We start from the raw sequence: 15,026 nt of genomic DNA on the forward strand, positions 1-15,026 counted from the left end.
TTAGCATGGCTGCTTGTGCCACTTTCCAGGACCACGAAGATGCTCCACACCAGCGACGAGACAAAGCCTTCCTCCTTCCCGCGCACAGGCCTGCGCTCCATCGCCCTGGCCGGGCTGCTGGCCTGCGGCCTGCCACTGGCGGCCAGCGCCCAGGGGCTCGATGCACAGGGCCTGGCGGCCCTGGATGCCGCCATCCAGCCGCTGGCGCCCAAGATGGTGGAATGGCGCCGCGACATCCACCAGCACCCCGAACTGTCGGGCCAGGAAGAACGCACGGCCAAGGTGGTGGCCGATCACCTGCGCCGCCTGGGCATGGAGGTGCAGACCGGCGTGGGCGGCACGGGCGTGGTGGGCGTGCTGCGCGGCGGCCAGCCGGGCAAGACCGTGGCGCTGCGTGCCGACATGGATGCGCTGCCCGTGGCCGAGAAGACCGGCCTGTCCTTTGCCTCCAAGGCCAAGGCCCAGTACATGGGCAAGGAGGTTTCGGTCATGCATGCCTGCGGGCACGATGCCCACGTGGCTATGCTCATGGGCGCGGCCGAGGCGCTGGCCGGCATGCGCGCCAAGCTGCCCGGCACGGTGAAGTTCATCTTCCAGCCCGCCGAGGAAGGCGCTCCCGTGGAGGCCGATGCCCACGGCCATGTGCCCAGCTTCGGCGCCAAGGCCATGGTGGAGGCCGGCGTGCTCAAGGACGTGCAGGCCATCTACGGCCTGCACATCACGTCCAACCTGCCGTCGGGCATGGTGGGCTACCGCAGCGGGCCGCTGATGGCTGGTTCGGACAGCCTGAACATCCAGGTCGAGGGCCGGGGCGGCCATGGCTCGTCGCCGTGGAATGCGGTCGATCCCATCGTCGCGGCCAGCCAGGTGGTGCTGGGCCTGCAGACCGTGGTCAGCCGCCAGCTCAACATCAGCCTGGAGCCGGCCGTGCTGACGATCGGCTCCATCCAGGGCGGCACGCGCTACAACATCATCCCGGACAACGTGGAGATGCAGGGCACGCTGCGCACCTTCGACGAGGACATGCGCCAGGAGGCACACAAGCGCATCACCGCCACGGCCGAGCAGATCGCGGCATCCAGCGGCGCCAAGGCCAAGGTGCGTTTCGGTCCCGTGGCCTATCCGGTGACCACCAACCCCGCCGCACTGACCGAGGCCTCTCTGCCCGCGCTCAAGCTGGCCATGGGCGGCAAGGCCATGGTGATTCCCAAGGTCAGCGGCTCCGAGGATTTCTCGGAGTTCCAGAAGGTGGTGCCGGGCTTCTTCTACTTCCTGGGCGCGCCGCCGGCCGGCCAGGACTTTGCCAAGGCACCGTCCAACCACTCGCCGCTGTTCGACATCGACGAGAAGCAACTGCCCACGGGTGCGCGCTCACTGGCCGCGCTGGCCGTGGACTATCTGCAGCGCAACCCATAGTTATTCGACTCGCCCTGAGCGGCGGAAGCCGCTTGCCGTTGCACGGTGCCCCTGGCTTGAGATCGAGTCCGTGCGAACCGCGTCGGCTTTATTTGGCGCTGGCGATTGCCGATGGGCCTTTCCACCACCGGGCGATGGCAAGGCGGAACGGCAGCAGCAGCGCCACGCCCAGCACCAGCTTCACGCCCAGGTCGCCCAGGGCCCAGGTCACCCAGGGCTCGGCCGCGCCTGCGAAGGCGATGCTCCAGAACAGGAAGGTGTCCAGGCAGGCGGCCAGCAGCGTGGCCACCAGGGGGGCACGCCACCAGCGGCCTGCACGCAGGCGGTGGAACACGCCGATGTCCAGCCATTGCGAGGCAATGAAGGCCGCGCCCGAGGCCAGCGCGATGCGCGGCGGCGCCAGCACCAGCGAGGCGGCCACGGCCACGGCAAAGCCCACCCAGGCCACGCGCCGGGCCTGCTGCGGGCCGAAGCTGCGGTTGACCAGCTCGCTCACCAGGAAGGCGAACGGATAGGTGATGGCGCCCCAGGTCAGCCAGTCGTTGATGGCGTACTGCACCAGGATGTTGGACGACAGCACCACCACGCCCATGGCCGCAATGGCGGCCAGCAGCTGGGTGCGCGAGGGGGCGGCGAAACGGGGCGGGCGCGGTGTCATGCTGCGCCACCGGAGCCGCGTGCACCCGACGAGGGCAGGGGCAGCCCGAGGATGGCGCAGGCCACGGCCTCGCCCACCTTGACGCCATCCACGCCGGCCGACAGGATGCCGCCCGCGTAGCTGGCGCCTTCGCCGGCCGGGTACAGGCCGCGCGTGTTCAGGCTGTGGAAGTCCGCGCCGCGCTCGATCTTCACGGGCGAGGAGGTGCGCGTTTCCACGCCGGTGAGCACGGCATCGTGCATGTCGTAGCCGCGGATCTTCTTGCCGAAGGCGGGCAGCGCCTCGCGCATGGCCTCGATGGCATAGGCGGGCAGCACGTGGTGCAGGTTGGTCAGCGTGATGCCGGGCTTGTAGGAGGGCTCGACCTCGCCCAGCGCGGCCGATTCCTTGCCCGCGATGAAGTCGCCCACCAGCTGGCCCGGCGCGTTGTAGTTGCGCCCGCCCAGCAGGTAGGCCTTGGTCTCCAGCTGGCGCTGCAGCACGATGCCCGACAGCGGGTGCAGCTCGCCGTCCTTGAGGTTTTCCACGCCATGGGTCTTGCCGTCGAAGGCCCAGGCAAAGCTTTTGGCATCGCGCGGGTAGTCGGAGGGGTCGATGGCGCAGACCATGCCGGCGTTGGCATTGCGCTCGGCGCGCGAGTACTGGCTCATGCCGTTGGTGACCACGCGCTCGGGCTCGCTGGTGGCAGCCACCACGGTGCCGCCCGGGCACATGCAAAAGCTGTAGACCGCGCGCCCGTTGCTGGCGTGGTGCACCAGCTTGTAGTCGGCCGCGCCCAGCAGCGGGTGGCCGGCATGCCTGCCCCAGCGCGCGCGGTCGATCACGCTTTGCGGATGCTCGATGCGAAAGCCCACCGAGAACGGCTTGGCTTCCATGTGCACGCCGCGCTCGTAGAACATGGCGAAGGTGTCGCGCGAGCTGTGGCCCAGGGCCATCACGGCATGGTCGGTCTCCAGCCACTGGCGCTCGCCGCTGTCCTGGTCCAGCACTTCCAGGGCGGTGAGACGGCGGTCCTTGCCCTCGCCCTCGATGCGCATGTCACACACGCGCTGGCCGAAGCGGATCTCGCCGCCCAGGCGGATGATCTCCTCGCGTATTCCCTCGACCACCTTCACCAGCTTGAAGGTGCCGATGTGCGGATGCGCGGCATAGAGGATCTCGGGCGGCGCGCCGTGGGTGACGAACTCCTGCATCACCTTGCGGCCCAGGTGGCGCGGGTCCTTGATCTGGCTGTAGAGCTTGCCGTCGGAGAAGGTGCCTGCGCCGCCTTCGCCGAACTGCACATTGGACTCGGGCACCAGCTCGCGCTTGCGCCACAGGCCCCAGGTGTCCTGGGTGCGCTCGCGCACCGAGCGGCCGCGCTCGATGACGATGGGCCTGAAGCCCATCTGCGCCAGCACCAGGGCCGCAAAGATGCCGCAGGGCCCGAAGCCCACCACCACGGGCCGGCGCTGCAGGTCGGCAGGCGCCTGGCCCACGGCATGCCAGCGCATGTCGGGCGTGGGGTTCACATGGGCATGGCTGGAGAACTGTTCCAGCAGCGCGGCTTCCTGGCTCTCGTCGGCCAGCGTCAGGTCGACGATGTAGACGGCCAGCAGCTCGGACTTGCGCGCATCGAAGCTGCGCTTGTGCACATGCACGGAGGCAATGGCCTCCTCGGCAATGCCCAGCTGGCGCGCGGCCAGGGCGCGCAGCGGCTCCAGGGGCAGGTATTCGGTGTGGCTGTCGGGGTGGTATTGCACCGCCGACAGGGGCAGTTTCAGTTCAGAGACGCGGATCATGGCTTGTACCTATCAAGCAGAGGGCCGGCGATGGTAAGCCAAAGTGGGCGACCGCACAGGCTGCGGGCCGCACAGCCTTGGGGTGTGCTCGGGTTCGGATTTTCCGCCAGATATTTCCGGTGCTGGTGCCGTCCCGATCCGGGCACGGACCTTGCATGCAGGGCCGGCCATCCGCGAACGGGGCCCTTCAGTCCCGCTCTGATGGGGTGGCTGCATCTGCGCGAAGTGGTGGTGGAACGGATGTAAGCTCGCGGCAAGCCTGCGGGCGGGTGCTGCCCCAGGTGAACAAGATCAACGCATTCCACGCACCACAAGGAGACATTTCATGAAGCAACCCCCTTCCAGGCAACGCCTGCCTGCATGGCAGTGGATCGGCCTTGCGGCCGCCACGCCGCTGTTCCTCGCATCGTGCGGTGGTGGTGGCAATGGCGGATTGGGCCAGGACGACCTGGCGGCCTGCGCCATCACCTCGGGCGATGGCAGCGTGGTCGTGGGCTCGGGCCTGCCCGGTGATCCGGCCGCACCCGAACCCTCGTCGGGCTACCGCCTCGGCAAGAAGGCCCTGCACACCTCCAAGTACATGGTGGTCACGGCCAACCCGCTGGCGTCCAAGGCCGGTTGCGAGGTGCTCAAGTCCGGCGGCTCGGCCGTGGATGCGGCCGTGGCCGTGCAGATGGTGCTGGGCCTGGTGGAGCCGCAGTCCAGCGGCATCGGCGGTGGCGCCTTCATGCTCTACCGCGATGCGGCCACGGGCAAGGTCGTGGCCTATGACGGCCGCGAGACTGCGCCGGCTGCCGCCACGGAAAACTACCTGCGCTACGTGGACGATGCCACCGACCAGACCGCGCCCAAGCCTTCGGCGCGCTCCAGCGGCCGCTCCATCGGCACGCCGGGCGTGGTGCGCATGCTGGAACTCGCGCACAAGGACTACGGCAAGACCGCGTGGCCCCAGCTGTTCAATTCGGGCATCGACCTGGCCAGCAAGGGCTTTCCCATCAGCGGCCGCATGGCCGCCGCGCTGGAGGGCTCCAAGACGGAGCTGGCGCGCGATGCCGATGCCGCCAAGCTGTACTTCGATGCCCAGGGCAAGCCGCTGGCGCTGGGCGCCAAGTTCGTCAACCAGCCCTATGCCGACACGCTGCGCAGCATCGCCACGGGCGGTGCCGATGCCTTCTACCGTGGCGACCTGGCCCAGGCCATCGTCAGCAAGGTGGGCGTGACGCAGACCGTCTCGGACGGTGCGCCCATCACCCCCGGCAAGACCACGCTGCAGGATCTGGCCAGCTACGAGGCCAAGCGCCGCGAGGCCGTCTGCACCACCTACCGCGCGCGCTACATGGTCTGCAGCATGCCGCCGCCGTCGTCCGGCGGCATCGCCGTGGCACAGGCCATGGGCATTCTGGAGAATTTCGACCTCAAGGCCTATGCGCCCACGGCCATCGATGGCGAGGGCGGCAAGCCCTCGGTGATGGGCGTGCACCTGGTCAGCGAAGCCCTGCGCCTGGCCTATGCCGACCGTGACAAGTACGTGGCCGACACCGACTTCGTGTCCCTGCCCGGCGGCTCGCCGGCCCTGATGCTGGACAAGAGCTACCTGCGCCAGCGCGCCGCCCTCATCTCCACGACCAAGAGCATGGGCACGGCCCAGGCAGGCAACTTCGGTACGCCTTCGCAGGGCGTGGTCGATGTCAAGGAGGCCGGCACCACGCACATGAGCATCGTCGATGCCAAGGGCAACGCGCTGAGCATGACGACCACGGTGGAGTCCAGCATGGGGTCCTTTCACGTCACGCGCGGCTTCGTGCTCAACAACCAGCTGACCGACTTCGCGGCCATCCCCAGCACCGCCGACGGCCCGGTCGCCAACCGCGTGCAGCCGGGCAAGCGCCCGCGCAGCTCCATGGCGCCCACGCTGGTGTTCGACCTGAAGACCGACGGCACCGCCGGCGACTTCAAGATGGCCACGGGCTCGCCGGGCGGCAGCACCATCATCCAGTACGTGACCAAGACCCTGGTCGGCGCGCTGGACTGGGGTCTGGATGCGCAGCAGGCCACGTCGATGGTGGACTTCGGCGCGGCCAACAGCCCGACCACCAACGTGGGCGGCGAGCACCCCAACATCAACACGGCCAATGGCGGCAACGACGATCCGCTGGTCAGCGGCCTGCGTGCCCTGGGCCATGTGGTGTCCATCAGTGCGCAGTCCAGCGGTATTGGCACCATCTTGCGGGTGCAGCGCAATGGGCAGGCGCAGCTGGAAGGTGGGGCTGATCCACGCCGTGAAGGGCTTGTTCTGGGCGATACCGTTCGCTGATTTCGGTCTGATGATTGACTGAGGAAGGCGCTGCTGGCGGGATGCTGGTGGCGCCTTTTTTGCTGGTTTGCTGGTGGGTCTTTTTTTGACCCTGCCGGGTGGTTGTTTTTCGAGGCCGGGGTTCGGCCCGGCGGCCGACCCGCTTTCTTGTCGCGCGACAAGAAAGCGGGGCAAAGAAGCGCGCCCCGAACTGCCCACGACCCTTCGCTTCGCTGCGGGCGACCTGCGTTGGGCGGGATGCGGGGTGTGCCGCAGAACTCACTCCTTGCGCCTGCGGCGCAATCCGTTCAAACAACTGCGGCAAGCTAGACAACGAAGCAGCCCTGTCCTTCGGCAGGGCTGCCACCCCGCATCCCGCCCAACGCAGGCGTGGGCAGAAGGGGGAGGCTGGGGAACAGCCAACAGCCAACAGCCAACAGCCAACAGCCGGCGCCATCGCTCCGCTCGGCTTCAAACCGGGGCCGAGCGAAGCGAAGGCCCGCACCACCTCCCGTATGTCAGCGTCTGCGGCGTGGCGGTTGCGGGGTTGCAGTCCTGCCGAAGGACAGGACTGCTTCGTGATCTGACTCGCCGTGATGTTTGAACGTAGCGCGCAGCGCGAAGAGAGTTTCACGGCGAACCCCGCAACCGCCACGACGCAGGTTGCCCCGGAGCGAAGCGCAGGGGTCGCGGGCATTTGGGCGCGTTTCTTTGCCTACTTTCTTATCGCGCGATAAGAAAGTAGGTCGGCCGCCGGGCCGAAACCCGGCCTCGAAAAACAACCACCCGGCAGGGACAAAAAAGCATCCCTGAATGGCAGTCACTCTGAGGGCACACGCCCCATGACTGTCGCCTCAAAGACATGCCCCACCCACCCCAATGCGCAAAAAAACACCCCACCACCACCCGCAAACCAAGCAACCACGCCACCCCCTGCTATAGAGCCATCAGTCCCGCACCCACGCTGCGCGTTTTCCCCAGACGCCCCAACGCTACGGGCTTGCCCGAATCCATGGTTGGCATGCATCCATCTAAATTGAACAGCAGCAAGTTCGATGGTCGTGAGCCTCTGAGGAAGATGGAAATGCAAAGACGAGTGTTTGGCGCATGGATGTGCGCATCGGTCCTGATGACGGGCGCAGCATGGGCGCAGGACAGCTATCCCAGCCGCCCCATCAGCCTGGTCGTGCCCTACGGCGCGGGCGGCGTGACCGATGTGGTGGCGCGTGCGCTGGCCCAGGGCATGGGCAAGCAGCTGGGGCAGACCGTGGTGATCGAGAACAAGCCCGGCGCGGGCGCGTCCATGGGCGTGATGGACATGCGATCGGCCAAGCCGGACGGCTACCGCCTGACGCTGGCGCCCGTGAGCATCTTCCGCCAGCCGCACATCCAGAAGGTGCAGTACGACCCGGTGCGCGATCTCAGCTACATCGCCACCTACATGACCTATGACTTCGTGCTGGCCGTGCCCCAGGACTCGCCGTTCAAGACGGTGCAGGACCTGGTCGAGTTCGCCAAGAAGAATCCGGGCGCCGTGGACTACGGCACGCCGGGCAAGTTCACGGCCAACCACGTGGTGATGGCGCTGCTGGAGCAGGCCACGGGCGCACGCTTCACGCATGCGCCCTTCAAGGGCGATGCCGAGGCGCTGAACTCGCTGATGGCCGGCCACATCAAGTCCGGCGTGTACGCCAACACGGTGCTGCCGTACCTGAGCTCGGGCAAGCTGCGCGCCCTGGCCTCGGCCTCCGAGGTGCGGCCCGAGGCCTTTGCCAACGTGCCCACGTTCCGCGAGGCCGGTTATGCCTTCGATGTGCCCTCGCCCTTGGGCATTGCCGGGCCGCGCGGCCTGCCGCCCGAGATCGTGCGCAAGCTCGAAGCCGCCATCAAGGCCGCCATGGACGACCCGGCCTTCCGCCAGGTCGTCGGCAACTACGGCGTGCGCACGCAGTTCCGCGGCAGCCAGGAGTACACGGCGTTCGCCAGGAAGGCGTTCGAGGACGAGAAGAAGATCGTGCAGAACATAGGCCTGGAGGATTGAGGCCGCTACGCGGGCGGCAGCCCGGCCATGGCCCGCAGGTCCACCAGCCGGTCGTACTCGGCCGCCGTGATCAGCCCCAGCTCCACGGCTGCCTCGCGCGGCGCAATGCCGCGCGCCATGGCCTCGCGCGTGATGCGTGCCACGGCGTCATAGCCCAGTACCGGGTTGAGCGCGGTGGCCTGCAGCAGCGAGTGGCTGACCTGCTGCTCCAGCCGCTCCGTATGTGCCTGCAGGCCGGCCACCAGTTTCTCGGCAAACACGCGGATGGCGTCGCCCAGCGCGCGCATGGCGCGCAGCAGGTGGTGGATCAGCACGGGCTTGGCCACGTTGAGCTCGAAGTGCCCGGCCGAGCCCGCCAGCGTGACGGTGAGGTGGTGGCCCATGGCCTGGTAGGCGGCCTGCACCACGACCTCGGCCACGGTCGGGTTGCGCTTGCCCGGCATGATGGAGGAGCTCAGCCCATCGTCGGGAAACACCAGCTCCCCCAGGCCGCAGCGCGGGCCTGAACCCAGCAGGCGGATGTCGTTGGCCATCTTGGCCAGCGAACCGGCCACCACATTGAGTGCGCCCGAGACCTCGATGAGCGCATCGTGCGCGGCCATGCCTTCGAACTTGCAGGGATTGGGCGTGACCGCCAGGCCCGTGAGCGCCTGTATCTCCTCGCAGAAGATCCGGTCGAATCCGGCCGGCGCGTTGAGCCCCGTGCCGGCCGCCGTGCCGCCCTGGGCCAGGCTCCACAGCCGGGGCTGGGTGTCCCGCAGCCGGTCCATGCCGTGGCCCACCTGGTGGGCGAATGTCTCGAAGCTCTGGCCCAGCGTCATGGGCACGGCGTCCATCAGGTGCGTGCGCGCCACCTTGAGCACGCCGGCAAAGGCCAGGGCGCGTTCCTGCAGGCGCTGCTGCAGCTGTTCCAGGGCGGGCAGCAGGTGGTCGCGCAGCTCCAGCGCCGTGGCCAGGTGCATCACCGTGGGAAAGCTGTCGTTGGACGACTGCGAGGCATTGGCATGGTCGTTGGGGTGGACCGGGCTGCGCGTGCCCGGGGGCTGGCCCAGCATCTGGTTGGCGCGGTTGGCGATGACCTCGTTGGCATTCATGTTGGTCTGCGTGCCCGAGCCCGTCTGCCAGATGGTCAGCGGGAAATGCGCGTCCAGCAGGCCGTCGCGCAGTTCGGCGGCTGCGGCCTCGATGGCCGCGCCGCGCTCGTCGTCCAGCACGCCCAGGCGCCGGTTGGCGCGCGCTGCCGCCAGCTTCTGCAGCCCGAATGCGCGGTACAGGCCCTGCGGAAAGCGCTCCTCGCCAATGGTGAACAGCTCCAGCGCGCGCTGGGTCTGCGCGCCCCAGAGGCGGTCGGCAGGGATGTGGACGGGGCCGAAGGCATCGTGCTCGATGCGGGTATGAGCCTGGGTCTGTGCCTGGGCCTGGGTGCGTGTCTGGTCCATGGGCTCAGTCCAGCGAGATCTTCGCGTCGGCTGCCACCTTGCGCCAGCGCTCCACCTCGGCGGCCGTGTGGCGGGCCAGGGCTTCGGGCGCGTATTGATCTGCGGGCAGCAGGCGTATGCCCTGGGCGGCCATCCTGTCGGTCCAGGCCTTGTCGGCCAGGGCCTTGGTATAGGCCTGGTAGACCTTTTGCACCACGTCGCGCGGCGTGCCCTTGGGCGCGTAGATGCCGTACCAGGTGGCGGTCTCGAAGCCCGGCAGCAGCTTCTGGCCCAGCGCGGCGGCGCCCGGGAACTGGGGCATGGGCTTGTCCGAGGTGAGGGCGATGGCGCGGATGCGCTCGCCGGCCAGCTGGGGCAGGGCGGTGTTGGTCTGGTCGAACATGGCATCGACCTGGCCCGAGATCACATCGGTCATGGCCGGTGCCGCGCCCTTGTAGGCCACCTGGGTGATCTCCATCTGCGCGCGGCTGGCGAACAGCGCTGCCACCAGGTGCGAGGTCGATCCCACGCCCGCGTTGCCGAAGTTCAGCCGGCCCGGGTTCTGCTTGCCGAAGGCCACCAGCTCCTCGGCCGTCTTGTACGGGGAGTTCTTGCCCACCAGAAGCACCAGCGGCGTGTCGGGGAAGCGGAACACCGCCTCGAAGTCCTTGACCGGGTCATAGGCCAGCTTCTTGTACAGCGACGGCGCCGCGCCCATGTAGCCCATGTGGCCGACCAGGAAGCTGTAGCCGTCGGGCGCCGAGCGCGCCGCCTTGGCCGCGCCGATGGTGCCGCCCGCACCCGGAACGTTCTCGATGATGATCTGCTGGCCCAGCTGGGTGCTGGTGCGCTGGGCGATGTCGCGCGCCATGGCGTCCGTGGGGCCGCCGGCCGCGAAGGGCACGATCCAGGTCAGCGGCTTGGCGGGGTAGCCGCCCTGGGCGTGCGCGGCCAGGGCGAAGGTGGTGGCGGCCAGGGCAAGGGCTAGGCGTGGCAGGCGGGGAAGATGGAAAGGCATGGTGTTGTCTCCTGTAGTGCTGTGTTCTGTCCTGGGCCGGGATGTCAGCGGCCGCTGGCTGTATGGGCGCGCGACAGCGCAAGGGCGCGGTCCACCATCTGCGGGGCCTCGCCCAGGTAGCTGCGCGGGTCGGTGAGGCGCTGCAGCGCCGCGCGGTCGAAATGGGCCGTGACTTCGGGCAGGCGGGCCAGCGCATCGGCCAGCGTGCCGCCCTCGGCGTTGACGCTGCGGCAGGCGGCATAGACGATGTCGTGCGCCTGCTGGCGGCCCGTGTGCGGGGCCAGGCCCATCATCACGGCCTCGGCCACGATCAGACCGTCGGTCATGTCCAGGTTGCGGGCCATGCGTTCGGGATCGACGATGAGGCCGCCGAGCATGAAGCGCGCCTGGTGCAGGGCGCCGGCCGAGAGCACGAAGCTCTCGGGCAGGGCCACCCATTCGGCGTGCCAGGGGCCGGTGGCGCGCTCCAGGTCCTGGACCATGGCGTCCAGCATCAGGCCCGCATGCTGGCGCACGGCCTTGGAGGCGGCCAGCATCAGCTCGCTGGAGATGGCGTTGCGCTTTTGCGGCATGGTGCTGCTGGCGCCGCGCCCCGTGACGAAGGGCTCGAACACCTCGCCGAACTCGGTGGAGGACAGCAGCATCACGTCGTAGGCGATCTTGCCCAGCGAGCCGGTGACCAGGGCCAGGAAATTCACGGCCTCGGCCAGGCCGTCGCGCGCCACATGCCAGGTGGTGGCGGGCACGCCCAGGCCCAGTTCTTCCATCAGCAATTGCTGCACTTCCAGGCCCCGGCCGCTCAGCGAGGCCAGCGTGCCTGCCGCCCCCGCGAACTGGCCCACCAGCACGCGCGGGCGCAGTTCCTGCAGGCGCTGGGCATGGCGGTCGAACATGGCCAGCCAGATGGCGGCCTTGTAGCCGAAGGTGATGGGCAGGGCGTGCTGCAGGTGCGTGCGGCCGGCCATGGGCGTGTCGCGGTGGCGTTCTGCCAGGTCGGCCAGGATGGTGCGCAGCGCGGCGATGTCGGCATCGACCAGGTCCAGCGCATCGCGCACCTGCAGCACGGTGGCGGTGTCCATGATGTCCTGGGTGGTGGCGCCCCAGTGGATGTAGCGGCCTGCGTCGCCGCACTGTTTCACCAGCTGGTGCACCAGCGGCAGGATGGGGTAGCCGACAATGTCGGTTTCCTTGCGCAGCAGCTCGAAGTCCAGCGCTTCGAGGCTGCAGCGCTGCGCGATCTCGTGTGCGGCCTCGGCCGGAATCACGCCGCAGCGGCCCTGGGCGCGTGCCAGCGCGACCTCGACCTCTATGTAGCGCGACACCAGCGCGCTGTCGGCGAAGATGGCGCGCATGGCGGGGGTGCCGAAGGCGTCGCGGAACAGCAGCGAATCGATGGCGGTGCTGGCGGTGAAGGACGGAAGGGTCATGGTGCGTAATTGCGATTAAGTTCGGACATATCGATATTTTTATTTATGTACGTACATTACGAACATCCGGGTTTGCCTGGGGGGAAGGCCTGCGCCCATGGCTGAGACACGCTATGCCCAGGTGGCGCGCGACCTGTCCGAGCGCATTGCCTCGGGCGAATACGCCGTGGGCGCCCTGCTGCCTACCGAGCTGGAGCTGTGCGACCGCTATGGCGTGAGCCGCCACACTGTGCGCGCGGCGATTGCCGAGCTGCAGCAGTCGGGGCTGGTCTCGCGGCGCAAGAAGGTCGGCACGCGCGTGGAGGCGGTGCAGCCCCATGCGCACTACCGCCAGGCGCTGACCTCGCTGGAGGACTTGGTGCAGTTCGGCGCCACCCATGTGCGCGAAGTGCGGCGCATCGAGGAGGTGGTGCTGGACCAGGACCTGGCCGCCGAGCTGGACTGCCCGGCCGGCAGCCGCTGGCTGGCCATCTGCAGCCTGCGCCGCGACGGCGCAGCGCCGCACCTGCCCATTGCCTGGACCGTGGTCTATGTGGATGCGCAGCGCTTTGACACGCAGGAACTGGCCGAGCGCGTGCGCGCCGCGCCCGAGTTGCTGGTCAGCAGTCTGCTGGAGCAGCAGTACGGCCTGCGCATCGCGCGGGTGCGGCAGGCCGTGGTGGGGGCGCTCATTCCCGAGGCGCTGTCGGAGGAATTGCAGGCCCCGGCCGGGTCAGCGGCGCTGAAGATCGTGCGCCGCTACCTGGATACCGATGGGGAGTTGATGGACCTCAGTGTGACCTTGCACCCGGCCAGCCGCTACACATTGCATACGCAGCTGGACCGGGATCTGGCGAGCGTCTAGCCGTTGGCGTTGGCAGCTTCCGAGCCCTGCTCTGCGAGGAAGCCGCCGCTCTGGTGCGACCACAGCTTGGCGTAGATGCCGCCCAGCTCCAGCAGTTGCTGGTGCGTGCCCTGCTCGACGATCTGGCCCTGGTCCATGACGATGAGCCGGTCCATGGCCGCGATGGTCGACAGGCGGTGGGCGATGGCGATCACGGTCTTGCCGTGCATGAGGCTGTCCAGGCTTTGCTGGATGGCGGCCTCGACCTCGCTGTCCAGCGCGCTGGTGGCCTCGTCCAGCAGCAGGATGGGCGCGTCCTTGAGCATCACGCGCGCAATCGCCACGCGCTGGCGCTGGCCACCCGACAGCTTGACGCCGCGCTCGCCCACCTGGGCATCGTAGCCGCTGCGGCCCTTGAGATCGGTCAGCGTGGCGATGAAGTCCGAGGCCTCGGCCTTGTCCGCGGCGGCCAGCATCTCCTGCTCGGTCGCATCGGGGCGGCCGTAGAGGATGTTGTCGCGCATGGAGCGGTGCAGCAGCGAGGTGTCCTGCGTCACCATGCCCACGGCGCCGCGCAGGCTGTCCTGCGTGACGGTGCGGATGTCCTGCCCGTCGATGGTGATGCGCCCGCCCTGGGGTTCATGGAAGCGCAGCAGCAGGTTCACCAGCGTGGACTTGCCCGCGCCCGAGCGGCCGATCAGGCCGATGCGCTCGCCCGCGCGAATGTGCAGGTTCAGGTGGTCGATCACCTGCTTGCCGCCGTCCTTGTAGGCAAAGCTCAGGTCCTCGAAGGCGATGGCGCCGTGCGTGACCTGCAGCGGCCTGGCGTCGGGCGCGTCCACGATGGTGCGCGGCTTGGTCAGCGTGAGGATGCCGTCCTGGATGGTGCCCACGTTCTCGAACAGGCCCGTCATCTGCCACATCACCCAGTGCGAATAGCCCATCAGCCGCAGCGCCATGGCAATCACCGCTGCCACCACGCCCGCGCTGGCCTGGCCGGCAGACCACAGGTACAGCGCCGTGCCCGTGGAGCCCACCAGCAGCAGGGTGATCATCAGGTGGTTGGTGATCTCGAACAGGCTGACCAGCCGCATCTGCGCATAGCCGGTGGACTTGAAGGCGTCCATGGCGTTGCGCGCGTACTCGGCCTCGCGGCGCGTGTGGGCGAACAGCTTGACGGTGGCGATGTTGGTATAGGCATCGGTCACGCGGCCCGTCATCATGGAGCGCGCATCGGCCTGCTCCTTGCCGATCTTGCCCAGGCGCGGAACAAAGTAGAAGCAGGCGCCGATATAGGCCAGCAGCCACAGCGCGAACGGAATCATCAGCCGCCACTCGAAGCTGGCCGCCAGCACCAGGATGCCGATCATGTAGACGCTCACGCCCACCAGCACATCGACCACCATGAACACCACTTCGCGCACCGACAGCGCCGTCTGCATGATCTTGGTGGTGATGCGGCCCGCGAACTCGTCCGCATAGAACGACATGCTCTGGCCCAGCATCAGCCGGTGGAACACCCAGCGCAGGCGCATGGGGAAATTGATGGCCAGCACCTGGTGCATCACTGCCGTGTGAAAGGCCAGCAGCAGCACGCTGGACAAGAGGATGGCGGCAATGCCCCAGACCGTGCCGCGCTGCTGCTCCCAGAAGCCTGCCGGCGACACGGTGGAAAGCCAGTCCACCACATGGCCCATCAGGGCGAACAGCGCCGCCTCGTAGACGGCCAGCAGCGCCGAGGTGCAGGTCAGCAGCGCGATCCAGCCGCGCATGCCTTGCGTGCAGGCCCAGATGAAGGCGAAAAAGCCCTTGGGCGGGACCGTGGGCTCGACGCTGGGATAGGGCGGGACGCGTTTTTCAAAGAAACCGAACAAGATTTTTTTACTCCTTGGTCAGACCATCGTAGGCCAGAGTCGGGTTTGCCCGATGCGCGTTCAGCATGACCTTTGGGCGCAACATGTTTTGTAAGAGATCTCCACACAACTGTCTTACGCCGGGCTGGGCGTCACGTCTGCGCTGCACACAGGCGGCGGTCCGGGATGCGGTCGCGGCGCCGGTACGGATTGTCCAGGCCCGAGGCGGTTCACTTTGTGCGCGAGCAGACAACGCAGCATGCAGCGGCCAGCAACAATGCACGCCGCTGCGATTGCC

The 15,026-nt window shown here is 68.1% G+C and carries 10 protein-coding genes; 4 read left to right on the plus strand and 6 right to left on the minus strand.

Going from position 1 to position 15,026, the window contains the following annotated elements; translation table 11 throughout:
- Nucleotides 1–39: 39 nt before the first annotated feature.
- On the plus strand, nucleotides 40–1,416 hold the full coding sequence (locus tag ACN20X_RS07005) for an amidohydrolase (RefSeq protein WP_473210396.1): 1,377 nt from the start codon (nucleotides 40–42) through the stop codon (nucleotides 1,414–1,416).
- A gap of 88 nt (nucleotides 1,417–1,504) precedes the next feature.
- Here ACN20X_RS07005 and ACN20X_RS07010 read toward each other — a convergent pair whose 3' ends face one another.
- Both ACN20X_RS07010 and ACN20X_RS07015 read right to left on the minus strand, forming a co-directional pair.
- Nucleotides 1,505–2,074 (minus strand): VUT family protein, encoded by a 570-nt coding sequence (locus tag ACN20X_RS07010; RefSeq protein ID WP_016454772.1) that lies wholly within the window; start codon nucleotides 2,072–2,074, stop codon nucleotides 1,505–1,507.
- On the minus strand, nucleotides 2,071–3,855 hold the full coding sequence (locus tag ACN20X_RS07015) for an NAD(P)/FAD-dependent oxidoreductase (protein ID WP_016454771.1): 1,785 nt from the start codon (nucleotides 3,853–3,855) through the stop codon (nucleotides 2,071–2,073). The genes ACN20X_RS07010 and ACN20X_RS07015 overlap by 4 nt, the downstream gene beginning before the upstream one ends.
- Before the next feature lie 325 nt (nucleotides 3,856–4,180).
- Between ACN20X_RS07015 and ggt the strand changes: the two genes are divergently transcribed.
- Together ggt and ACN20X_RS07025 are read left to right on the plus strand one after the other, a co-directional pair.
- On the plus strand, nucleotides 4,181–6,169 hold the full coding sequence (gene ggt / locus ACN20X_RS07020) for a gamma-glutamyltransferase (RefSeq protein ID WP_047326154.1): 1,989 nt from the start codon (nucleotides 4,181–4,183) through the stop codon (nucleotides 6,167–6,169).
- Between the two features lie 1,063 nt (nucleotides 6,170–7,232).
- Nucleotides 7,233–8,189 carry a tripartite tricarboxylate transporter substrate binding protein gene (locus ACN20X_RS07025; RefSeq protein WP_016448063.1) on the plus strand — a complete coding sequence of 319 codons (957 nt, stop codon included), beginning with the start codon at nucleotides 7,233–7,235 and terminating at the stop codon, nucleotides 8,187–8,189.
- Between the two features lie 5 nt (nucleotides 8,190–8,194).
- On the opposite strand, the gene ACN20X_RS07030 is transcribed toward ACN20X_RS07025, so the two are convergent.
- From ACN20X_RS07030 to pcaB, 3 genes are read right to left on the minus strand one after another with little or no spacing between them, the layout of a single operon-like run.
- Entirely contained in the window at nucleotides 8,195–9,628 is a 1,434-nt protein-coding gene (locus ACN20X_RS07030) for a class II fumarate hydratase (RefSeq protein WP_016453114.1), read from the minus strand.
- 4 nt (nucleotides 9,629–9,632) lie between these two features.
- Nucleotides 9,633–10,625, minus strand: a complete 993-nt coding sequence (locus tag ACN20X_RS07035) for a tripartite tricarboxylate transporter substrate-binding protein (RefSeq protein ID WP_012203368.1) — start codon at nucleotides 10,623–10,625, stop codon at nucleotides 9,633–9,635.
- A gap of 44 nt (nucleotides 10,626–10,669) precedes the next feature.
- Nucleotides 10,670–12,052, minus strand: coding sequence for a 3-carboxy-cis,cis-muconate cycloisomerase (gene pcaB, locus ACN20X_RS07040; RefSeq protein WP_016453115.1), 1,383 nt, complete (start codon nucleotides 12,050–12,052; stop codon nucleotides 10,670–10,672).
- A gap of 97 nt (nucleotides 12,053–12,149) precedes the next feature.
- Here pcaB and ACN20X_RS07045 point away from each other — a divergent pair, with 97 nt between their 5' ends.
- Complete coding sequence (locus ACN20X_RS07045; RefSeq protein ID WP_016453116.1) at nucleotides 12,150–12,896, plus strand: GntR family transcriptional regulator; 747 nt, start codon at nucleotides 12,150–12,152, stop codon at nucleotides 12,894–12,896.
- On the opposite strand, the gene ACN20X_RS07050 is transcribed toward ACN20X_RS07045, so the two are convergent.
- Complete coding sequence (locus ACN20X_RS07050) at nucleotides 12,893–14,749, minus strand: ABC transporter ATP-binding protein (protein ID WP_016448059.1); 1,857 nt, start codon at nucleotides 14,747–14,749, stop codon at nucleotides 12,893–12,895. The two genes, ACN20X_RS07045 and ACN20X_RS07050, sit on opposite strands and share 4 nt — an antisense overlap.
- Between the last annotated feature and the right edge of the window lie 277 nt (nucleotides 14,750–15,026).

Source organism: Delftia sp. PX-1 (assembly GCF_055797465.1).